At 34.0% G+C, this 24,327-nt stretch carries 15 protein-coding genes and 2 tRNA genes; 10 read left to right on the forward strand and 7 right to left on the reverse strand.

Annotated features, from left to right (window positions below; translation table 11 throughout):
- The first annotated feature begins 11 nt into the window (after positions 1-11).
- Both ACM6F9_RS05245 and ACM6F9_RS05250 read left to right on the forward strand, forming a co-directional pair.
- A complete protein-coding gene (locus ACM6F9_RS05245) occupies positions 12-1,664 on the forward strand; it encodes a RagB/SusD family nutrient uptake outer membrane protein (protein ID WP_414844725.1) in 1,653 nt (550 codons plus the stop codon).
- Positions 1,665-1,815: 151 nt separating this feature from the next.
- The gene (locus ACM6F9_RS05250) at positions 1,816-5,628 is read left to right on the forward strand and encodes a TIM-barrel domain-containing protein (protein WP_414844726.1); all 3,813 of its coding nucleotides are present in this window, start codon (positions 1,816-1,818) and stop codon (positions 5,626-5,628) included.
- A 193-nt stretch (positions 5,629-5,821) separates the two neighbouring features.
- On the opposite strand, the gene ACM6F9_RS05255 is transcribed toward ACM6F9_RS05250, so the two are convergent.
- Positions 5,822-6,820: a GntR family transcriptional regulator gene (locus tag ACM6F9_RS05255; RefSeq protein ID WP_414844727.1), complete on the reverse strand. Its 999-nt coding sequence runs from the start codon at positions 6,818-6,820 to the stop codon at positions 5,822-5,824.
- Positions 6,821-7,065: 245 nt separating this feature from the next.
- Between ACM6F9_RS05255 and ACM6F9_RS05260 the strand changes: the two genes are divergently transcribed.
- The 5 genes from ACM6F9_RS05260 to ACM6F9_RS05280 all read left to right on the forward strand — a co-directional run bounded on the left by ACM6F9_RS05260 (position 7,066) and on the right by ACM6F9_RS05280 (position 14,482).
- Positions 7,066-8,793 (forward strand): sodium:solute symporter family transporter, encoded by a 1,728-nt coding sequence (locus ACM6F9_RS05260; RefSeq protein ID WP_414844728.1) that lies wholly within the window; start codon positions 7,066-7,068, stop codon positions 8,791-8,793.
- A 317-nt stretch (positions 8,794-9,110) separates the two neighbouring features.
- Positions 9,111-10,994, forward strand: coding sequence for a beta-galactosidase (locus tag ACM6F9_RS05265; RefSeq protein WP_414844729.1), 1,884 nt, complete (start codon positions 9,111-9,113; stop codon positions 10,992-10,994).
- A gap of 19 nt (positions 10,995-11,013) precedes the next feature.
- Positions 11,014-12,063 carry a UDP-glucose--hexose-1-phosphate uridylyltransferase gene (locus ACM6F9_RS05270; protein WP_414844730.1) on the forward strand — a complete coding sequence of 350 codons (1,050 nt, stop codon included), beginning with the start codon at positions 11,014-11,016 and terminating at the stop codon, positions 12,061-12,063.
- A 48-nt stretch (positions 12,064-12,111) separates the two neighbouring features.
- A complete protein-coding gene (locus ACM6F9_RS05275; RefSeq protein WP_414844731.1) occupies positions 12,112-13,395 on the forward strand; it encodes a galactokinase in 1,284 nt (427 codons plus the stop codon).
- Between the two features lie 4 nt (positions 13,396-13,399).
- On the forward strand, positions 13,400-14,482 hold the full coding sequence (locus ACM6F9_RS05280) for an aldose epimerase family protein (RefSeq protein WP_414844732.1): 1,083 nt from the start codon (positions 13,400-13,402) through the stop codon (positions 14,480-14,482).
- Positions 14,483-14,607: 125 nt separating this feature from the next.
- On the opposite strand, the gene ACM6F9_RS05285 is transcribed toward ACM6F9_RS05280, so the two are convergent.
- From ACM6F9_RS05285 to ACM6F9_RS05305, 5 genes are all read right to left on the reverse strand, one after another.
- A tRNA-Phe gene (locus tag ACM6F9_RS05285) sits at positions 14,608-14,680 on the reverse strand.
- A gap of 409 nt (positions 14,681-15,089) precedes the next feature.
- Positions 15,090-16,439 (reverse strand): DUF3472 domain-containing protein, encoded by a 1,350-nt coding sequence (locus ACM6F9_RS05290; RefSeq protein WP_414844733.1) that lies wholly within the window; start codon positions 16,437-16,439, stop codon positions 15,090-15,092.
- A gap of 223 nt (positions 16,440-16,662) precedes the next feature.
- Positions 16,663-16,735 (reverse strand) — tRNA-Phe (locus ACM6F9_RS05295).
- 109 nt (positions 16,736-16,844) lie between these two features.
- A complete protein-coding gene (locus ACM6F9_RS05300) occupies positions 16,845-18,686 on the reverse strand; it encodes a lysophospholipid acyltransferase family protein (RefSeq protein ID WP_414844734.1) in 1,842 nt (613 codons plus the stop codon).
- A gap of 22 nt (positions 18,687-18,708) precedes the next feature.
- The gene (locus ACM6F9_RS05305; RefSeq protein WP_414844735.1) at positions 18,709-19,947 is read right to left on the reverse strand and encodes an aspartate kinase; all 1,239 of its coding nucleotides are present in this window, start codon (positions 19,945-19,947) and stop codon (positions 18,709-18,711) included.
- Positions 19,948-20,271: 324 nt separating this feature from the next.
- Here ACM6F9_RS05305 and fbp point away from each other — a divergent pair, with 324 nt between their 5' ends.
- Positions 20,272-21,288: a class 1 fructose-bisphosphatase gene (fbp, locus tag ACM6F9_RS05310; protein ID WP_034695188.1), complete on the forward strand. Its 1,017-nt coding sequence runs from the start codon at positions 20,272-20,274 to the stop codon at positions 21,286-21,288.
- Complete coding sequence (gene menC, locus ACM6F9_RS05315; RefSeq protein ID WP_414844736.1) at positions 21,288-22,292, forward strand: o-succinylbenzoate synthase; 1,005 nt, start codon at positions 21,288-21,290, stop codon at positions 22,290-22,292. The genes fbp and menC overlap by 1 nt, the downstream gene beginning before the upstream one ends.
- Before the next feature lie 14 nt (positions 22,293-22,306).
- On the opposite strand, the gene ACM6F9_RS05320 is transcribed toward menC, so the two are convergent.
- Positions 22,307-22,474, reverse strand: a complete 168-nt coding sequence (locus tag ACM6F9_RS05320) for a bacteriocin-like protein (protein ID WP_164976724.1) — start codon at positions 22,472-22,474, stop codon at positions 22,307-22,309.
- A 468-nt stretch (positions 22,475-22,942) separates the two neighbouring features.
- On the opposite strand from ACM6F9_RS05320, the gene ACM6F9_RS05325 reads away from it, so the two are divergent.
- Positions 22,943-23,986 carry an ETX/MTX2 family pore-forming toxin gene (locus tag ACM6F9_RS05325; RefSeq protein WP_414844737.1) on the forward strand — a complete coding sequence of 348 codons (1,044 nt, stop codon included), beginning with the start codon at positions 22,943-22,945 and terminating at the stop codon, positions 23,984-23,986.
- The last annotated feature ends 341 nt before the right edge of the window (positions 23,987-24,327 follow it).

Consider the following 24,327-nt stretch of genomic DNA (forward strand, 5'->3'; position numbering starts at 1 on the left):
AACCTCTGAAAATGAAAAAAATAAAAATTATATTACTATCAGTTTCCCTGACTATAGTGACTAGTTCTTGTAATTTAGATAGATTTCCGGAAGACAAAGTATCAGAAGAAACATTCTGGAAAACTGAAAAAGACGCTACTATGGCATTAAATGGTATTTATACATACTTGTCTAGTGCAGCTTATAGCAGTTTGTATAACGATAGTTTTACCGATAATTCATATGCTCAATATCCCTGGGAAACAACTGCAGTAGATGCTTCTGCAGGAAATATACTTCCTACAATAGATTTTGGATATGATTTTACTACAATTAGAAGAGCAAATACTTTTTTGGAAAAAATTGATGAAATTCCTATGGACAAAAATTTGGCTGGCAGATATAAAGCAGAAGCCAGGTTTATAAGAGCTTTTAATTATTTTGATTTATCACAACGTTTTGGAGCTCTTCCACTTGTGCAAAAATCAGGTGAATTGGATGGCTCCACCCTTACACCTATTTCTGAAACTCAAATTGATGATTTTGTAACCAGTGAATTAAATGCTATAGAAAATGATTTACCAACAGCTTACCCATCTAGCCCGGATAAGGGTAGAATAACAAAAGGTGCTGTATCAGCATTTAAGGCAAGAGTATATTTATACACAGGAAAATATAAAGAAGCTTATGAAGCTGCTCAATCAGTAATGAACTCCGGTACTTACGATCTTTTCAGTACAACTTCAGTAGACACAAGTACAAATTATGACAGCTTTGTTACCTTTACTTCTGCCACAGATAAAGATAATTTTTATAAAGGCTTAAGTAATTATCAAGCATTGTTCTGGGCTAAAAATAATGGCAACAAAGAATCAATTTTAGAAGCTCAATTTGTACCAGATTCTAAAGGTATATTTAGTAATAGCATGGCTCTTTACCTATTGCCAAATGAAGAGAGTGGGTGGAGTTCTATAACCCCAACCATTGATTTGGTAAATGCCTATTGGAATAAAGATGGAACGGCATTTACACCTCCTTCTAATGCTACAAGAGCTTCAAATTATAATAATGGCAATCCAAACAACGCTTATCTGGATGAATTTAAAAACAGAGATACTCGTTTGTATGCAAGTATAATGCATCCAAATGGACCTTGGTCTTATTTAAAAGGTTTTGGGACAAGTAAACTATTCAAATGGAGTGAAGGTGGAAACAATACATCTAAAATAGGCTATAATTATAAAAAAATGGTGGATTATGGCTCATTAGATGAGAACTTAAATATGAGCAACAACTTTATGCTTATCCGTTATGCAGAGGTATTACTCATATATGCCGAAGCAAGAAATGAATTATTTGGCCCGGATTCTACTATTTATGATGCATTAAATCAAATTAGAAGTAGAGCAGGCATGGTAGGAGTTAGCAGCACACAAACAAAAGAAACCCTAAGAGATATTATCAGAAATGAAAGAAGAATAGAATTAGCCAATGAAGGGCACAGATTCTATGATATCAGAAGATGGAAGATTGCACCCAATGTAATGAAAACTGTCTACGATATTAAAAATACACAGGTTGCAACAAGAGTTTGGGATGATAGATTTTACAGATTTCCTTATCCTCAAAAAGCTGTGGATTTAAATCCGAACCTAAAAGAAGCTCAGGCAGCAAAGGGATATTAATTTTATATAAATGACTATAGTTAGTACTCGATAAAAAACTATTTTTGAAAGTCGTAATATCATAAAAAGTTATAGTTAATTTTATCTTCAATATTGATATTACTTTCATAGAGTAGTATAAAATGTCAATTAATAAATAAAATCAAGGTAAATGGATGCAGTGTTAAATTCAAAAATTCAAAAGATTTTACTATTGAGCTCTTTTCTTTTTTTCTTCATTGGAAAAATTCAGGCTCAAAAAATTGAAAATGTTTCTAAGAAAGGAGAAACTTCTGTAGAAGTTTTGCTTTCTGACAACAAAAAAATACTAATAGATTTTTATGGAGAAAATATTTTTCGATTATTTTTAGATCCCAAAGGCGGAGAAGTAAGAAATCCTGAAGCAATACCTCCTGCTCAAATTTTGGTAGATCAGCCTAGAAAAAAAGTAAAAGAAATTGCTGTCAACAATTTACCACAGACTGTTTCTATTTCCACCAGTAAAATTAAAATAGAAGTTGAAAAAACAACTTCTTTATTTAAAGTATTCAACTTGAACCTTAATAAAGAGGTATTTTCTTTTATTGCTCCTATTGAATTTAATTCTAAAGAAGCTGTACTCACTTTATCTCAAGGAAAAGATGAATATTTCTATGGAGGCGGTGTACAAAACGGTCGATTTTCTCATAAAGGAAATACTATTTTCATTGTGAATCAAAATAACTGGACTGATGGTGGTGTTGCATCTCCAAATCCTTATTATTGGTCTACAAAGGGATATGGCTTTATGTGGCATACTTTCAAAAAAGGATATTATGATTTCGGTAAACAGAATAAAAATGAAGTGAAACTGGCTCATGAGACTAATTACCTTGATGTTTTCTTTATGGTAAATGATCATCCTGAATCTTTGTTGAACGATTTTTACCAGCTCACAGGGAACCCTGTACTTTTACCCAAATTTGGTTTTTATGAAGGACATCTTAATGCCTACAATAGAGATTATTGGAAAGAAGATGATAAAGGAATCCTATTTGAAGACGGAAAAAGATATAAAGAGAGCCAGAAAGATAACGGTGGAGTTAAAGAATCTTTAAATGGAGAAAAAAATAACTATCAGTTTTCTGCCAGAGCTGTTATAGATCGGTATAAAAATGCAGATATGCCTCTGGGATGGATATTACCAAATGATGGGTATGGTGCAGGATATGGGCAAACAGAAACTTTGGAAGGCAACATTGCAAATTTAAAATCATTTGGAGATTATGCCAGAAAGAATGGAGTAGAAATAGGATTATGGACTCAATCAGATTTGCATCCAAAAGAAGGAATAGGTGCTCTTTTACAAAGAGATATCATAAAAGAGGTAGGTGACGCAGGAGTACGAGTGTTGAAAACAGATGTTGCCTGGGTAGGCCCTGGCTATTCATTCGGGCTGAATGGTATTTCAGACGTGGCTCAAATAATACCACGCTATGGTAATGGGAGTCGTCCTTTTATCATTTCGTTAGACGGCTGGGCTGGTTCACAACGATATGCAGGTATTTGGACAGGAGACCAAACCGGTGGAGAGTGGGAATATATCAGATTCCATATTCCTACCTATATAGGTTCCGGTTTGTCTGGCCAGCCTAACATTACTTCGGATATGGATGGTATTTTTGGAGGGAAAGACCCAATTATCAATACAAGGGATTTTCAATGGAAGACCTTTACTCCTATGCAGCTCAACATGGATGGCTGGGGAACCAATGAAAAGTATCCCCATGCTTTGGGTGAATCAGCCGCTTCTATTAACAGAAACTATTTAAAATTGAAATCCAGCCTGCTTCCTTATACCTATAGTATAGCGAAGGAAGCTGTAGAGGGATTGCCAATGATCAGAGCAATGTTTTTAGATGAAGCTAATGAATATACATTAGGAAAATCTACCCAGTACCAGTATCAGTATGGACCGTTTTTCTTAGTTGCTCCCGTATACCAGGCTACAAAAATGGATAAAGAAGGAAATGATATTAGAAATAATATTTACCTTCCTAAAGGAAATTGGATTGACTACTTCACAGGGCAGACTTATGAAGGAGGAATTGTTTTAAATCATTTCGATGCCCCAGTTTGGAAACTCCCTCTATTTGTGAAGCCAGGTGCCATTATTCCGATGGTAAATGCCAATAACAATATTCATCAAATCAATAAAAAATTAAGAATTTATGAGGTGTATCCTTCAGACAAATCCAGTTTTACAGAATATGATGACGATGGCATAACCGAAAATTACAGGAAAAAAGAATCTGTAAGCACCCTTATAGAAAGTAATGTTGTAAAAAATACTGCAACAATAATTATTTCTCCTACTCAAGGTAACTTTAATGGTTTTGAAAAAGAAAAAATAACAGAATTTAGAATTAATGTTACTAAAAAACCATCTGCTGTAAAACTTTCTATTGGAGGTAAAAATATAAAACTCAATGCAGTAAATACTTTAGATGAATTCAATAATGCTGCAAACGTATATTTTTACAACAGCAAACCAGAATTCAATAATTTCTCTACAAAAGACTCTGAATTTTCAAAGGTTTCGATTTCTCGAAATCCACAAGTTTGGGTAAAATCAGAAATCACCGATGTAAGCAAAAACAAACTAGAGCTTGTCATTAAAGACTACCAATTTATTAATTCCAATCAATTAAAAAATAATTCCGGAGCATTTGCAGAAACTTTAAAACCAATCACTTCAGAAAATACAAACACTGCATATTCTATATTACCGTCGTGGAATACAATTCCTAATGCTGACTATTACGAAATACTATATAACAATATGGGATACAGTAATATAAAAGATACGTCTTTCTTGTTTGAAGGATTAGCTCCTGAAACGAAATATGATTTCAAATTAAGAGCCGTAAATAAAGCCAATACCTCTGATTGGGTTCCTTTTTCATCCCAAACCAATAAAAACCCTTACGAATTTGCAATTAAAGGCATAAAAGCCACAGTCACAATTCCAAGTCAGGAAGGGGAAGGTTTAGAAAATCTTTTTGATCAGGATGTGAGTACGGGCTGGCATTCAGATTATGAAAAAAGCAAAGTCCCTTTTGAAATAATTTTAGATTTAGGCTCTATTAATACCATAAGCAAATTGGAATATATCCCTAGAAATAGTGGCTACAACGGAATATTGATGAATGGTAAAATTTCGTATAGTGATAATAAAAAAGATTGGACAGAACTTGGCTCTTTTACTTGGGATAGAAATAACAAAAGTAAATCTTTAGATTTCGTCACACATCCTACTACAAGATTTATGAAGATTGAAGTAAGCAATGCTTTCAGAAACTTTGGCAGTGGAAATGAATTATATGTATTCAAAGTTCCCGGGTCTTCAAGTTTACTTCCAGGCGATATCAACAATGATCAGAAAATTGACAGGAATGACTTTACTTCATATATGAATTATACAGGTTTAAGAAAAGGAGATTCTGATTTTGAAGGATATATTAGCAATGGAGATATAAATAAGAACGGTTTCATTGATGCATATGATATTTCTAACGTTGCTACAAAAATAGATGGAGGAGTAAACGATGAAGAATTGAAACCATTGCAAGGCAGCATTGCCGTCTCTGCTTCAAAACAGCAGTATGCTAAGAATGATATCATTGAAGTTGTAGTAAAAGGGAGTAATCTGCAATCTGTAAATGCATTGAGTTTTGCTATTCCATATAACCAACAAGAATTGGAATATGTAGGAATTACGCCATTAAATATCGGACAAATGGAAAACCTGACTTATGATAGACTGCATACCAATAAAGAGAAGGTATTATATCCTACGCTGGTTAATGTAGGACAAAAACATCCTTTAGAAGGCACAACAGATTTATTCATTATTAAATTTAAAGCAAAACGAAACGGTACATTTAATATAAAAGCTGCTAATGGATTGCTGGTTGATAAAGCACTAAACTCTATTAGCTTTTAATTACGAAGCTGTTTAAAAGGCAAAAGAAAGAATTTACATTTTTTGACACTAATCTCACGATGTGAGTAAGTTAAAAAGTCAAAGGCTTGGATTGTATAATCTAAGCCTTTTTTAATACGCTTAAGTTGGTTAAAAGTTTAGCTTTTATTTGTGTTTTTATGAAAACAATTTCAAATAAAAAAATTCAAATCTATTACAGGGAATTCCTGATAATTAAATCAGAAGCATTTTCAATTCTTTGTTGTTTGGCATTAAGAATCATCTCTGCTAAGATCTTTCCCATCTGCCAAAAATCTGTAGAAATCGTAGTAATGCCATTTTCTACAATCCCTTTAAGAGGCGTTTCATTGTAGGAGATAATTCCAAAATCCTTTTTAATCTTTAGCTTCTGTTTTTTAGATTGCTTAATAACGTTGACCAAGTGTTTATCATCGGGAATGATGAATACATCCCCATTCTGTATTTCCTCATCTGTAAAATTACTGATAATGATATGTTTCTTTTTATACTGTTCACAAAAACTGGTAAATCCTTCTACCATGCCTATAGGTTCCTTTTTTCCAGGAAAAATAAGAATTAATCTTTGGTAAGCTTCAAGCAAAGTTTTCGCTTTTGACAGACCATTATACATGTCTTTTGCAAAATTCTGATGTACTGATGAATATTCTCTTAAATGTAAGTTGGTTTGATCTAATAGGTAAACGTCCTTCTTTGGAAGCATCTTAATAATAGGTGCCGTATTATTCATATTGCCCGGCATGATTATGTATTTTGTGTAGTTTCCATTATTTTCTTCAATTAACTTTTTGAAGACATCTATATTAAAATAGTGGAAAAAAACATGAATATTGGATCTTTGTTGCAGCTCTTCCAAAAATGAATTATAAAGGGTTTCCTTGAAAGCATTCAGCTCATCAAACAGCAGAAAAATTCGCTCTTCAAAATCCCAATCGGTACTTTTTATGTAATATCCTTTACCTAAAATGGCATTTACTATACCTCTTTTTTTAAGTGTTTCGTAGGCATATAGGACGGTATCTCTGGAAATACCGAATTCCATACATACTTTATTTATCGAAGGTAGTTTGTCATTTTTTTTGAGCAGTTGCTGAGCAAGAGCTTGTTCAATGGAATTTATAATCTGTTGATATTTAGGTACAACCGAATCGGGAATTATTTTAATAAGCTTCATAATATTTCCATTTTTTTAAAACTAGTAGTAAATATACAAAAACTGGTAGGAACAAGTATGGAAGTGTTTTTCAAATTTATACATTTGGCAATATAAGGTTTCCTTTTATATGATTTTGGTGTAAAATATTCGATTTTATTCTATATGATTTACTAGGAATGCTAAACTATTGAATACTTTAGTATGTGTAAAAATGCTAAAAAGTATAGAAATCTATGATAAACTTATTATAAAAATTTTAAAGCGTGGGAAAACTATCGACATTTGATCTTGTTATATTTCTAATTTATTTTTTGGTTGTAACAGTATATGGTCTATGGATATACAAGCGAAAAAAATCAAAAACTACAGGAAGTAAAGATTATTTCCTTGCAGAAGGCTCACTTACATGGTGGGCAATTGGAGCGAGTTTGATTGCATCTAATATTTCGGCAGAACAATTTATTGGGATGAGTGGGGAAGGCTTCTTCATAGGAGTAGCTGTTGCCGTCTACGAATGGCTGGCTGCAATTGCGCTTATAATTATTGCAGTATGGTTTATTCCTATTTATCTTAAAAATAAGATTTATACGATGCCTCAGTTTTTGGAAACACGATATAATAAATCTGTTTCTCTTATTATGGCTATTTTTTGGCTGTTTTTGTATGTAATTGTTAATCTTACTTCCATTCTTTATTTAGGAGCTGTAGCTATCGATTCATTGCTCGGTGGAGGTCATCTGCATATCATTATGGTTGCACTTTTACTAATGGCTTTGTTTATTGGATTGGGTGGAATGAAAGTTATTGGCTACACGGATGTTATTCAGGTAACAGTTCTTATTATTGGTGGTTTTGCTACAGTTTATATGGCATTACAGGTTGTAGATCAAAGAATTAATGGTGCTGCTATTGGAAATGCCTTAACAGGTTTAGATACCCTTTTGAAAGAAGCTCCGGAACATTTCAAACTCATTCTGAATAAACCACAAGTTACAACCACTACTTTATCAATGCCAGAAAATTTAGCAGCACAGAAATATATAGCTTTGCCGGGTTTAGCAATGTATTTTGCCGGACAATGGATTGTACAGCTTAATTATTGGGGGTGTAACCAATACATTACCCAAAGAGCATTAGGAGCAGATTTAAAAACAGCAAGAACGGGAATTTTATTTGCAGGATTTTTAAAACTTTTTATGCCTGTAATTGTTGTGCTTCCCGGGATTGCAGCTTACGTACTTTATACAAAAGGTTATTTGTCAAATTTTAATGGTGCAAAAGATGGTGCTTATTCTGCAATGCTGGGATTGCTTCCATCTGGACTTAAAGGTCTTGCAGTAGCTGCTTTAACAGCCGCAATAGTAGCATCTCTTGCCGGAAAAGTAAACAGTATATCCACAATTTTTACTTTAGATATTTATAAAAAATATTTAAAAACCAACACCTCTGAAATACAAATGGTAAGAACAGGACGTTGGGCAATTATAGTGGCAATGCTTATTGCTTTGGTATTTACATGGACAGATATTTTGGGAATCGGTGGAGAAGGAGGTTTCACATTTATACAAAAATATACTGGTTTTATTAGTCCCGGTGTATTTGCTATGTTTATTTTAGGGATGTTATGGAAAAGAACCACCGGAACTGCCGCTATAGTTGGAGTTATTCTTGGTTTTTTATTATCTATATTCTTTAACAGCTTTGCTGTTGAATTATTTGGAAAAGAAACATGGATTTATACAGCATTCACCTATGAAAAATTGGAAAATGGTGTAGTGAAAACCATTACAGAAATTCCTTTCCTTATCAATATGGGGTGGTCATTTTTCATTACTGTAGCTGTAATGGTTTTCTTAAGTATTTTTGGGCCAAAAGTAAATCCAAAAGCTTTTGTCACAGACAAAAATATGTTCAAATTGGACAATAGGACATTATTCCTGATTGTCATTATTATATTACTTCTAACTGCTATTTATGTTCGTTTTTGGTAGTAGGAATAATTTTGAGTTTTGTGTTTGAGAAAAATGAGAAATGGTGATTTTTTGTAAAAAATTATTCCATACACTTTACTTATGAAAGATGGTTTGTCTTTTTTAGCAGTTGTTGAGCAAGAGCTTGTTCAATGGAATGTACAACCTGTTGGTATTCGGGTACAACCGAATAGAGAATTATTTTAACAAGTCTCATCATATTTCCAAATTTTTAAACTGGTGGTAAATTCACAAAAACCGGTAGGAACTAGTGTGATTGTATTGGGTAATTTTATAAATTTATTCAACTAACTAAACTAGATCTATAATACATTACTATGAAGCTTATTAAAAATATAATTTTAGCTCTGTCCTTAGTAGGTGCAAATTTGAGCAATGCACAGCAGAAACCTATTAAATATGAATCTTTCAAAATTGAAAATGGAGAATTTAAATTTAATGGGCAGGCAGTTAAATTGCATTCAGGTGAGATTCATTACGCTAGAATTCCTCATGAGTATTGGAGACATCGTTTAAAAATGGTTAAAGCCATGGGGCTAAATACAATAGCTACTTATGTATTTTGGAATTATCATGAAATAGCTCCCGGAAAATGGGATTTTCAAACCGGGAATCGAAACTTATCCGAATTTTTAAAAATAGCAAAAGAAGAAGGCTTAATGGTAATTCTTCGTCCGGGACCTTATGTATGTGCAGAATGGGAATTCGGGGGGTATCCTTGGTTTCTACAAAACGATAAGGATATGAAAATCAGAGAATACAATACTCCTTTTTTAAATTCAACAAAAGCTTATTTCACAGAGCTTTACAAGGTGGTAAAACCTTATCTGATTGTTAATGGAGGTCCTATTGTTATGGTGCAGGGAGAAAATGAATTTGGATCTTTTGTTGCTCAAAGAGAAGATATAAAAATAGAAGATCATAAAAAATATAGTTCATCCGTATTCGATCAATTAAAAGAAGTTGGCTTCAAAGGAATGGAGTTTTTTACTTCAGATGGAGACTGGCTATTTGAAGGAGGTGCTTTACCGGGCGCTTTGCCAACTGCAAATGGAGACGAAGATCCAGAAAATATTAAGAAAGAAGTAAAGAAATTTCATAATGGAGAAGGTCCTTTTATGGTAGCAGAATACTATCCCGGATGGTTAGATCATTGGGCAGAACCTTTCCCTCGTAAAGCTGCGGAAAGAGTAAAAGGGCATATTGAAAAATTCATGAATAATGATATTTCTTTTAATATTTACATGGTACATGGAGGAACTAACTTTGGGTTTACCTCCGGAGCTAATTACGATAAAGATCATGATATACAGCCGAGTATGACTAGTTATGATTATGATGCTCCCATTACTGAGGCGGGTTGGGAAACCGAAAAGTATTTGAAATTAAGAGAATTGTTAAAAACTTCCTCTACACCCCCTATTCCTGCAAAGATTCCAGTCATTCAGATTCAGGGTATTAAATTGTCTCAGGCAATTGATTTAGAAATTTTAAAGAATAATGTAAAACCTGTAATTAATGACAATCCTTTAACTTTTGAGCAATTAAATCAAGGGCATGGCTATGTTTGGTACAGCAAAAATTTTAATCAGCCCATTAAAGGAACTTTAAAACTTGATGGATTAAGAGATTATGCGATTGTTTATGTGAATGGAGAAAAAGTTGGAGAGCTTAATCGTTACTATAAAAAATATGAATGTGAAGTTAATATACCCTTCAATGGAAAACTAGACATTCTGGTAGAAAACATGGGAAGAATTAACTATGGAGCTGCTATTAATAAAAATACAAAAGGAATTATTTCTCCTGTATTTATTAATGACCGTAAAATTACTGGAGATTGGGAAATGTACGGGCTTCCTTTTGAAAAGGCTCCGGTAATTGATGCCAAACAAAAATCTGATTTAAAAGAGAACAGACCAGCGATCTATAAAGGAAATTTTAATGTATCAAACGTGGGAGACACTTTCTTAGATATGCGACCTTTTGGGAAAGGAATTGTATTTGTTAACGGTATTAATTTAGGAAGGTATTGGTCAGTAGGCCCACAGCAGACATTATATTTACCAGGGTGCTATTTAAAAAAGGGTAATAATGAGATTATTATTTTTGAACAGAAAAATAATAAAATTAATAAAGAATTAAACACATTATCCGAACCTATTTTAGACAAATTAATCCCTGAAAATGGGTCAAACTGATATAAATAATAAACTCAATATGAGTAATTCATTTAACAGTAAAAATCATCCACATAGAAGATATAATCCTTTATTGGATGAATGGGTTTTAGTATCACCACAAAGAGCAAAACGGCCATGGCAAGGACAACAGGAAGAACCATTAACAAGCGTTCAAAATCAGTATGACCCCCAATGCTATTTATGTCCGGGAAACTCAAGAATTAACGGAGTCCAAAACCTCCAGTATGAAGGTGTATATGTATTTGATAATGATTTTGGAGCTTTATTGAGTGAAGGAGTATCCTTCGATAAAACCGAGGATGAATTATTTAAAATTGAACCCGAAAGAGGAATTAACCGGGTAATTTGCTTTTCACACGACCATTCATTGACTCTTCCTGAAATGTCCGTAGACGCAATTACAAAAGTGGTGTCTGTTTGGAAAGAAGAATATCAGAATCTGGGAGAATTGGATTACATTAATCATGTTCAGATTTTTGAAAATAAAGGAGCAATCATGGGCTGTAGTAATCCTCATCCTCACGGGCAGATTTGGGCACAGTCATCCATTCCTTCTCAGGTGGTTAGAACACAGCAAAATTTGAAGAACTATTATGATAAACATGGAAAAACCCTTCTGTCTGATTATCTTCAAAGAGAAATAGAAATTAATGAGCGAATTATACTGGAAAATAAAGCTTTTGTGGCTTTGGTTCCATTTTGGGCAACCTGGCCGTTTGAAACAATGATTATCAGTAAAAAACCCTTAAATAGTTTATTGGCTTTTTCACATGAAGATCAAGCTTTATTGGCTCAAATATTGAAAGATTTAACTACGAAATACGATAATATTTTCTCTATTTCTTTCCCTTATTCTGCCGGAATACATCAGGCTCCCACAGATTCAGAATCCCATGAGGAATGGCATTTTCATATGCATTTTTATCCTCCTTTGCTTCGCTCTGCTAGCGTGAAAAAATTTATGGTGGGATACGAAATGTTAGCAGAAGCTCAAAGAGATATTACTCCGGAACAAAGCGCAGAAATTCTTAAAAAAAGTTCAATAGTTCATTATAAAAATAAATAAAATAGCTCTTCATAAAAATAGACTGTTTTATAAATTAGATACAAATAAATGTCAAATATTAAATATATTGATTCTTTAGTTAAAGAAGCTGATATTCCTCTTTTTAGAACGTTATATGGGCGGAATTCAGAATTATTACATCAGCAGGCAACCCGATATACTAAAACATTATCCCGTTTCAAAGAAGTTTTTGGGGATAAAGAGGTTTCTGTTTTCAGTTCACCAGGAAGAACCGAAATTGGAGGTAATCATACAGACCATAATCATGGTCGCGTATTAGCAGGCGCAGTAAACCTGGATAATATTGCCATTGCTGCTAAAAATAATTCAGATATAATTCGGATTGAATCTTCAGGTTATCAAACATTTGAAGTGGATTTAAATCACCTTATTCCCAACGAAAATGAATTTTCAACTCCAAATGCTCTTGTCCGGGGGATTAATGCCCGATTAAATGAATTGGGATATGAAATAGGAGGGTTTGATGCCGTAATTGACGGATGTGTTCCTAAAGGTTCCGGATTAAGTTCGTCAGCATCATTTGAGGTATTAATTGGAGTAATTGTTAGTCATTTATTTAATGAAGGTAAATTAGATCCTATACTAAATGCTCGTATAGGGCAATATGCAGAAAATGTTTTCTTTGGAAAACCTTGTGGATTAATGGATCAGGTAGCTTGTTCGGTAGGAGGATTGGTAGCCATTGATTTTGCTGATGTAGCAAATCCTGTTGTTAAAAAAGTAGATTTTGATTTTGAATCTACCGGTTTTTCTTTAGTCATTACAGATACCCGAGGGGATCATACCGATCTGAATAATGAATATGCTGTTTTACCTAAAGAGATGAAAGACGTTGCAGCCCATTTAGGATGTAGTGTGCTGAGAGAAACTACTCTGGAAAATGTAATGGATATTGCACCTTCTATCCGTCAGAAAGTAGGAGACCGGGCTATTTTAAGAGCAATTCATTTTGAATGCGAAAATGACAGGGTAGTAGATGAAGTAACTGCATTAGAGAAGAATGATTTTAAAAAATTTTTACAATTGGTAATAGATTCAGGACATAGTTCGTATATGTACAATCAAAATGTTTATGTATCAAATAACATAAAAGAACAAGCCGTTTCATTGGGATTGGCTTATAGCGAAGTCGTATTAAAAGAAGCTGGAGCCTGGCGTGTGCATGGAGGAGGATTTGCAGGAACAATACAAGCCTTTGTTCCTGAAGCTTTGCTTGAAAGATACATTACTACCTTAAATCATTTATTTGGTGCTGGTTCTTGTCATCCTTTATTTATCCGACAAAAGGGAGCTGTTAAATTAGACTTTTAAAATAATGGGTATCATCAATGAAGTGGCTTTTAACACAGTTCACAACAATCAAAAAGTACAATTGTTTACTCTGAAAAATAAGAAAGGGATGATTGTACAGATCACTAATTATGGTGCAATCATAGTTAGTATTAATGTTAAAGATAAAGAGGGGAAATTGGCAGATGTGGTACAGGGATATGATACAGCACAAGAATATATTGATAATAATAAACTCTATCAAGGAGCTATTTGTGGTAGATATGCTAATCGTATCAAAAAAGGAAAATTTACATTAAACAGAAAAGAATACTCATTAATAATTAATGATGGGAGCAATCATTTGCATGGTGGTTTAATTGGTTTTGATAAAAAAATATGGGATATTAAAGAGTCTTCTGCCTCGAAAGTGACTTTTCAATACACTTCTCCTGACGGGGAAGAGGGGTATCCGGGTACAGTAACTGTAACAGTAACCTATTCTATTAGTGAAAATAATGAATTACGATTAGATTATTCAGGGACAACAGATCAGGAAACTATACTTAATCTGGTGAACCATTCTTATTTTAATTTGGCGGGAGAAGGTAGTGGAACAATAAATAACCACCAATTGCAGATCGAGGCTGATTTTTACACTCCTCTTACAAAAAACTATGAACCGACAGGTGAGATTTTAACTGTAAAAAGGACCCCGTTTGATTTTACCTCTTTAACATATATAGGAGACGGAATTAATATTGATCACGATCAGCTTGCTATTGGGAACGGATATGATCATAATTTTGTTTTAAAACATCGTATACATAGTTTGGAGTTAGCAGCTATTGTTATAGAGCCTCAGTCGGGAAGAAAAATGGAAGTTTTTACCACTATGCCGGGCTTACAATTATATACTGCCAATTGGATAAAAAATGAAAAAGGAAAAAGGGATCACATATACCAGGAAAGAGAAGCGTTTTGCTTAGAAACACAAAATTTTCCCGATGCAATTAATCAATCTCATTTTCCATCACCAATCCTAACTCCTAAAAATGAGTATAAACATTCAACTATTTACAAATTCTCAATTATTGACAGTAAAATTGGATTCGATAGTCAAAAATAAAAAATAGTTAATAAAGTTTTTTGAGAATTAGCTCTATACTAACACTTTCCATTGATATATAATAAAAAAATAACCCTTCAAATTGTAAAATTTGAAGGGTTTGTTAGAAATTGTTTAATTTCTAGTGGTTTCTCCAGGAATCGAACCAGGGACACATGGATTTTCAATCCATTGCTCTACCAACTGAGCTAAGAAACCATTTATGTTTTCGTTTATTACTTCGTTGTTTTAAAGTGATGCAAAAGTATAACATTTTATAATACCGCGCAAGTTTTTATCATTATTTTTTTGAATAAATCTATTGCTATAGCTTGTTTTTGTCTTCAATGATCTGTTCGTCAGTAGTTTGATAGGTCTTATTTTATTTCATTTTTTTAAATATTATTTTTAAAAGCTTCCCGCCAATACTTTTAAAGTTCTTCAAAAACTATATCTTCCTGCTGATCTATCAGAAAAAAGATTTCTTTTTGATCATATAAAAGATTCTCTTGAACATTTTACTGATTTTAATAACAAAGAAACTGGTGTTTCAAAGGTCTCAAAGAAAATAAAATAAAAAGCCAGCTCTTATATTAAATAGCTGGCCCTTTTATTTTAAATCATAAGTTTATGGAAGCGTCGAAAAATTAATATTCGGAGCCTGTGTAGGTGCTGTCACATTAAACTGTGTGCCGGGAGCAACAACCGTATTAAAGAATCCTCCGTTTTGCAAAAAGAAAGCATTACCATTTGTTCCGCCCATTGCATCTATTCTTTGTTGTGCATTATAAGTATTATCCACGCTGAACTTTGCTCCTGAAACAGCAAACCAGTTGCTGTCTGAAGTTCTTACCCATTGATTTTTGAATTCTGCTTTTCTGCCCTGATATCCATTTTCAGGATTGAAATTTTCAACGAAGCTATAGAAGCTTTTAAGATAAGTGCTGGTCTGAGGTCGTTTCCAGCTGGCTATCAGTTTCCACGTTGTAGCATCTGGAGATAAAAACCAGGCTGTAAAATCTGTTTTTCCAGTGCCGTCAGGTTCGCCTTTTAATAAGAATTTATAGGTTTGCCCTGCGACCCAGTTATACTTGTAATAGCTTTGTCCGCCAGATCCCTCGTTGCCAAATTCTCCAATCGTTACTCCTGTACCGGCTCTATTCAGGATAATTTTATGATCAGGGGGAATATTATTCGGATCATCGGTTTCAAATGGGCTCCATACAGAGAACAGAATTCTTCTTTCTGTAGCAGAGTTGACCTGCATTCCAAAATAACCTGCACTGAAGCCATTGGCCATAAAATAAGAGCCAATTTTATCTTCTCCTGCGGGTACTGTTACCTCATTGTAATAATAGCTGACATTACTGGTCGTTGGAATTACATAATTCATGTGGCAGGAAGGCCCTCTGCGTGCCCAATAATAGTAAGAAGGATCGTTACTGTAAACATTGGTTCCTGTAGAAGCAGTTCCACTGAAAGTAACATTGGTAACATCTGCAAAATATCCTCCGGTTTTTGAAACTCCCTGAAGATCAACTTTTACATAACCCGGAGAAGAAATAGTAAAATCTCCAACAGTATAATCTTTAGAAGTAGACCCTGTTAAAGTAACATTTTTGGAAGTACCGCCTATGGTTACTTTTACAACGCTTGTGCCAGAAGGAACAGACGCTTTTAATCCAATGTTTAACGTTCCCGTATTGCTCACTCTGAAATATGTACTGATTACAGTATTGGAATTCGTCCAGTTACCTAAGTTAGTAGAGGTGATGACCTCATTGGCTCCCGAAGGTTTTACTGTTAAAAAAGAATTTCCAGCAACTGGTACGCTGAAAGACGCTGCTTTCGTTAAAGCAGAAGCGTCTTTTTGTGTTGCAGCAGTATCCTCTGATGCCAAAGTATTTTCTGCACATGATTGAAAAACGAGCAGGGTGGCGATACCCAAAAAAGTATCGGTTAATAATTTAATTTTCATAATAGGATTTGTAATTAGGTTTGTCCTACTAAATTAAGTCTTACTTGTCAAATAAAAAAATAATTCCCATTGTTTTGATTAATTTTTTTGTGTTTTAAACAATAATACTCATTAAAATGAATTATATTAATTTTTAATGTTTCCGGAAAGAATAAAATGTGGCAAAAGAGCTAGAATATAAAAAAAACAAAAAAACCTCTAAAATGAATTAGAGGTTTTAAAGTGGTTTCTCCAGGAATCGAACCAGGGACACATGGATTTTCAATCCATTGCTCTACCAACTGAGCTAAGAAACCATTATATTTTTGTTTGACTTACTTCGTTGTTTTAAAGTGATGCAAAAGTAGTAAGTTTTAGTATACAAAGCAAGTATTCATCGTACTTTTTTTGAATAAACTTAAAAACTTACTGATTATCAGCCGGATTATTTTCCTGCTCTTTTCTGATCTGTTCGCTCATCTCTTCCAATACCGGTTTAATCGTGTTTTCCGGAAGATCACTGATTCGGATATACATCAATCCGTCAATCGCATCATTGAAGTTAGGATCCACATTGAAAGCGATTACTTTAGCGTTTTGCTTGATGTATTTTTTGATCAGAACAGGAAGTCTCAATTCAGGTTCAAGGTCATCAATAATTTTGTCCAGCTTGTTAAGGTCAGATTCCATTTCCTCAAAGAAAATATTTTTATCTCTGTCACGAAGCTTTACCTTGTATTCATTTCTTGGAGTGATATATTGAGCTACCGCAGAATCAAAATAATTGGAACGCATAAATTCGATCATCAGTGATTTCGAGAATTCCGAGAATTTGTTGGAAATACTCACACCACCCATAAGGAATTTATGATCAGGATTTCTCAGGCATACATGCACAATTCCTCTCCATAAAAGGAAGAGTGGAAGCGGTTTCTGCTGATATTCCTGGCAGATGTAGGCACGACCCATTTCGATCACCTTTTTGAAGAAAGGGTGAATGTCCTGCTCAAACTCAAATAAAGAGCTTGTATAGAAACCTTTGATGCCATATTTCTTCATTACCTCTCTACCTAATGCCATTCTGTAAGCACCCGCCAGTTTTTTCTCACCATTGTCCCAAAGGAACAGGTGATGGTAATGTTTGTCATATTCATCAAGGTCAAACGGAAGATTACTTCCTTCACCTACCGCACGGAAAGTGAGCTCTCTCTGACGCCCGATTTCCCTCATAATAGAAGGAATTTCTTCATAGGTTGTAAAATAGATCTCATAATTTCCGTTGCTGAACAGCATTTTATCAGTTCCTCTCAGCTTGTCAACATCTTTTATGATGTCTTCCACAGGAGTCTCGTCAATGATATTCTGAACGATATTTTCTTCTTTAAGTAAAGGAAATTTTACGGATAGGTTCTGAAGATTGATACTTTGCGCAAGGGATTTTCTCTTTTCATAGTAAGATTTCATCATATAGACCTTACGTTTAAGAAACTCTCCCAATTCCTCAATCGTCTCCATTTCATCCATTGCCTTTACAGTGATAGGGCGCCCGATTCTGATTCTGATAGGCTTTTCTCTGTCATTCATCATTTCTGCGGGAAGCATCAATGTCTGTAAATTTGGATGAAGTTTAGCCACCTGATAAAAAAGTCGGCTGTTCTTTGCATGAAAATACATAGGAACTACCGGCACTTTAGCCATTCTGATAAGCTTAAGTGCCGTTTTTTCCCATTCCTTATCTAAAATTTCTCCGTAAGGATTGTTTTTGTTGGAAACTTCTCCTGCCGGAAAAATACCTACACAGCCTCCGTTTTGCAAATGCTTGAGTGTTTCACGCATTCCTGAAGAGCTGCTGTAAGCTTCTTTTCTGTTTTCAAAAGGATTTACAGAGATTACATAGGGTTCCATAGGCTTGATTTTTTCCAAAAGGAAATTCCCCATCACCTTGAAATCCGGACGAACCTCTGATAAGACCTTGCACATAAGAATTCCGTCAATAGCACCCAGCGGGTGGTTGGAAACCAGAATAAACGGTCCCGTTTTCGGAATCTTTGCCAGATCCTCTTCAAAAGCTACATAGCTTAGGTTTCTTTCTCTCACAAATGAGTCGAAAAAGTCTTTGCCTTCCTTATCTTTTAGTTTATCGTATAATCTATTTACTTCATTTATTTTAGCAATGCTCATCACAGCAGATGCTACCGGGTTCTTGAGAAACCCAATTTTATTTAAGCCGGAAGCTTTGATCAGATCGTTTTTCGAAATTAAACTCATGTGTGTTTAGTCGCAATTAATATTATTGTGTTACCATTTGAAGCGTATTCTTAGAAATTTGTTCTAATAATACGTTCTTTTCATGGTAAAATTTATCAATGTGATCCATCTTCGCATTTCTTACTGTGAATAAAGATACATTTTTAATTGCTTCGGTTTTAAAAATTTTTTGAAGCTCTTCGTTGAGCTCATCAATATGATTAAACTTGTCCTCAAGGCACAGTGCCAGAGAGATTGCAGAATTCTGCATCAGAGAAACTTTGATCTTATATTTGGATAAAAATCCGAAAATTAAACTCATGTGGTCTTCTGCAATGAAAGAGAAGTCTCTGGTTGAGATTTTCAGAAGATCCTGATTTTCTTTTAAAATATAAGATTCCTCCTGTTGATTTTTGTCGGAAGCACCTACTTTTGTCCCTTCTTTGGTAGGATCTACGAAAGATTTTACATAAAAAGGAATGTTTTTTTGCTGTAGCGGCTGCAATGTCTTCGGGTGAATAACACTTGCACCATAATATGCCATTTCAATCGCTTCTTCATAAGAAATATTAGAAAGAAGAGACACATCATTGAACTTTCTTGGATCTCCGGTCATTACTCCAGGTACATCTTTCCAGATCGTCATCGCATCAGCATTTAAGCAGTAAGCAAAAATAGCAGCAGAGTAGTCAGAACCCTCTCTTCCTAATGTTACCGTAAAATTATTGTCATCAGAACCAATGAATCCCTGGGTTACATAGCAGATTTCAGGATTAAGATTAGAGATAAATTCTTCCGTTCTTGTCCAGTCTACCGCACCTTCTCTGTATGAATTGTCTGTTTTAACATAATCTCTGGCATCCAGCCACTGATTCGTAAATTGAATTTCATTCAGATACTCACTTAAGATTTTAGTAGAAATCATTTCTCCACAGCTTACTACCTGATCATACACAAAGTTGTAGTTAGGAGACTTATTTCTTCTTAAAAAAGAGTCAATATCATCAAAAAAGAGATTGATTTCAGCAAAAACCGCATGATTTTCAGGAAAAAGGCCTTCCGCAATCTCAATGTGTTTTCGTTTTATCTTTTCAATCTCGGTTTGATAGTTATCCTTTTTGAAATAAAGTTCTACAACTTTTTCCAACTCATTCGTCGTCTTGCCCATTGCTGAAATTACCAGCAAGCATTTGGCAAATCCCTGGCTTTTTAGAACCATAGACACGTTTTTCACACTTTCGGCATCTTTTACTGATGCTCCACCAAACTTGAAAATTTTCATTAAATTGTTAAAAATAAAATTGTTAGATAAAAAATTACATGAGTTTTTTACGGACGTCAAAATTATAAATTTACAACGAGATATGAAATAGCCTAGCGCAGAGATAGAATTAAGATTTCCTTAAAATCAACAAATAATGAAATAATCTGAATTTTTCTTGAGTCTGGTGTAGCAAATTCGGAGTCGAAATTTTTAATAATTGCTTGGTATTATGTTGTTTTTTGATTGTATGTTATTGTAATACAGTATGTAATCTCTTTTTTAATTAAATTTTCTTAATGCGATAAATTTTCCGAAATTTGGGCAAAACGTAAAAAGAAAAATATGTCAAATCAACCATTACAGACTTTAGGAGAATTTCTTATAGATAAGCAGGACGATTTTCAGTATTCTACAGGTGAATTTTCTCGTCTTCTAAGTGCAATAAGATTGGCTTCGAAAGTGGTAAACAGAGAAGTAAATAAAGCCGGAATTGTAGATATTACAGGAGCTGCAGGAAACCAAAACGTTCAGGGAGAAGAGCAGCAGAAATTAGACGTTATTGCTAATGAAATTTTTATTACGGCTTTGTCTCAAAGAGAGGTTGTTTGTGGTATTGCTTCTGAGGAAAATGATGATTTTATCGATATTAAATGTGGTGAAAATGGTCATTTAAGCAAATATGTAGTACTGATCGATCCTTTGGACGGATCTTCTAACATTGACGTTAATGTTTCTGTAGGAACTATTTTCTCAATCTACAGAAGAGTTACTGAACCTGGAACTCCGGTACAGCTGGAAGACTTTTTGCAGAAAGGAATCAATCAGATTGCGGCAGGATATGTAATTTACGGATCTTCTACCATGATTGTATATACTACAGGAAATGGAGTAAACGGGTTTACATTAGATCCATCTTTAGGAACGTATTATCTTTCCCATCCAAATATGACTTTCCCAAAAACAGGAAAAATCTATTCTATCAACGAAGGAAATTATATCAAATTCCCTCAGGGAGTTAAAAATTACCTTAAATATTGCCAGATGGAAGAAGGAGACCGTCCATATACTTCAAGATATATCGGTTCTTTGGTAGCAGATTTCCACAGAAATATGTTAAAAGGAGGAATTTATATCTATCCTTCTTACTCACAGGCTCCGAATGGTAAATTAAGACTCTTATACGAATGTAATCCTATGGCATTCCTTGCAGAACAGGCAGGAGCAAAAGCAACCGATGGATTCAGAAGAATTCTTGAAATAGAACCTACAGAACTTCACCAGAGAATTCCTTTCTTCTGTGGAAGCATTGAAATGGTTGAAAAAGCTGAAGAATTTATGCGTATCGACAGCGTAAAATAATGGAAGCACAATATTTACAATATTTATTACAATTTAAACGCCCGAGTGGAACATCTCGCGGCGTTTTGCTTGATAAGGAAACCTTTATTCTGACCATTTCTGAAAACGGAAAAAAAGGAGTAGGTGAATGTGCCGTTTTCAGAGGACTCAGTTTTGACGACAGGCCTGATTATGAAAACAAATTAAAATGGCTTTGCGAAAATATCAATCAGGATGCTCTTTTTTTGAAAGAAGAACTGAAAGAATTTCCGTCAATCTGGTTTGGATATGAACAGGCTGTTCAGAATTTGAAATATGGCAATAATCTTTATTTTCCAAGTGAATTTACCGAAGGAAAATCTGCCATTACCATCAACGGTCTGATATGGATGGGCGATGCAGGATATATGGAAGAACAGATTCAGGAGAAGCTGGAAAAAGGATTTCACTGTATTAAATTAAAAATCGGAGTTGATTGGAAATCCGAACATATTATTCTTCAAAAATTAAGAGAAAAATTTTCCAAAGATCAGCTGGAACTTCGTGTGGATGCTAACGGAGGGTTTAATAAAGATGAGGCAGTTATTGTATTACAGCAGCTTGCAGATCTTAATATTCATTCCATTGAGCAGCCTATCAAAGCTGGAAACTGGAATGATATGGCAGAATTATGTGCCAAAACACCAACGCCGATTGCTTTGGATGAAGAACTGATCGGAATTATTGATTCTGCAAAAAAGAAGCAGCTTTTAGAAGCAATTAAGCCTCAGTATATCATTTTAAAGCCTGCTTTAGTAGGAGGTTTTTCCGGTTCGGATGAATGGATTTCCATGGCTGAAAATCAAAATATTGACTGGTGGATTACGTCAGCACTGGAAAGTAATATTGGTTTGAATGCGATTGCTCAGTATACATTTACCAAAAAAAATCCAATGCCTCAAGGTTTGGGCACTGGAGCTTTATTTGTCAATAATTTTGAATCCGATTTAGAACTCAGAAATGAGCTACTTTGGTTCAAAAAATAATGATTAAAAGTTAATTAGCATAATGGTGGTGGCGAATCCGGACATGTAGTCTGGCCACAGTAGTCTGGTCCCCATGATCTGCAGCACATAGCAACTGGGTTCCAGCTATTACATCCAAGAGGTGGTCTTCCTCCTTTGATCGTTTTTAATTCTCCTCTGTTGATTTTTTTTAGATTTTTCATGTTATTAATTTTATTTGATTGATAAGTAAATTTCGAAAACTTTTTTCAATTATACAATATGTTGGGAATTATTTCTATAATATTTAACTTAATTGTGAAAATTTTATATTATGTTGTGAGATGATGGAAATAGTTTTCTGACGATCTGATGCAATGAGTATAACTCTTTTAAACTGACTTTATAATATTTTGGTTCCTTGTACCGAGGTAGTGGTATCACATTTTGCATTCTTCCAGCTTTTTCCATTTTACTTTATCTTCTGAATTACTACAACACTTGTTGTTGGTATTAATATCTCTTTTTTTTATGTCCAGAACAGCAATTACTCATTCCTATGTGCCTAATATTAAAAAAATATTAGAGGTATATTAAAATTCGATTAGAATTGGATTAGAATTTTGCAACAAAGTTGCATTTTATGGAAAGGCAATTTAAATTTACTGGACAAATTAAAAAGAATATTAAATATGAAAAACAAAATCAAGTTTAGAAATACCCTTAAAACAATTAGCGCGGGATTTCTCATTGTATTTTATGTCTCGTCTTGTACAGGAAATGACAATATCGATGACACAAAACCAATTTCAGCATCAGGGGATATTGAAGCAGGACTACAAAGCTCTAAAATTAATGAAGCAGATTTGTTAAAAGCAGGTTGGACAGTTGTTAAAGATATTAAATCTTCTTTTTCGGCAAAAAATGCAGATGTTTATTCTAAGAATGGAACAACTTCTGGAGAACAAAAGTTTAAATTAACTGCTCAACACCTAAGTCAATTAGGTTACGATGTCAATAACCCTAAAGCCATTTTAGAGAAATTCATTTTTAGGGATATACGCCCGGATGGAGTTAATTTTAATTCAGAACTTAAGGTGGGTGATGTTTCTAACCAGGAAACGGGTGACGCCCATGTTCTTTTAGGGAAACCTTCAGTAGAAGTAGTAAGTGAAGATTTTCAAATGCCTGATGAAGCATATGTGACTGAGGTAATAAACAATGGTGATAAGGAGACAACTCTTACCAAAAAATATACATATAAGCAAGGATATAAAACCACCTGGCAGCGTAAGGTGAGCGGATCTCTTAAGGTCGGAGCAAAGCTTTCAATTGGAATTCCTACTGGCTTTTATAAAGGTGAGGTATCAACAGAAGTAACAGTAGGCGGAGAAACTACTGATGGTACTGAGACGTCAACAGAAAAAACGATCGAAGATGCAATTCCAGTTCCAGTTCCGGCACATTCAAAAGTAAAGGTTGCTATCATAACGAAAATAACAAAATCAACAGTAAAATATTCTGTTCCTATGTCAGTTATGGGAAGTGCCTGGACAAATTATTATACTAAAGTGGATAATCACTATTTCTGGGGGCTTCCTGCTTCCGGAGTAAATAATAGTGGAGTTAGTAATTATGGCTTAACACATGGGAATTTAACATCTGAAGCAGGTGAGGCAGCATCTATCGCTAGTGTAGAAACTAAAATTATCATAAGCAAACCTGAGCCATTATAAGAGAAATATATAATTTAAAACATAAAAGATTTTTATTGCATTTAAATTATTGAAATTAGAGTCTTTTACGGTAACAGAAAATGAGATTAAACATTAAATATTAATGAAAAGACCCGAAATAAAATCGGGTCTTATTTTGTTTCTATAATAGAACAATCTGAAGTTTTATTACTATAATCCAGATTTAATTATTTGATGACATATGCATGACTGATAGTAGATACAAATGTATGAGACTTATCAAAAATTAAGTCAGATAGGAAAACACGAAAATACATTCCTGCATTTGACTTGTAGGAATAATAATTATAGGTCGGCTCTGTTTAAAGGATAAAGTAGTT

Source organism: Chryseobacterium sp. IT-36CA2 (assembly GCF_949767875.1).
Taxonomy (GTDB): Bacteria; Bacteroidota; Bacteroidia; order Flavobacteriales; family Weeksellaceae; genus Chryseobacterium.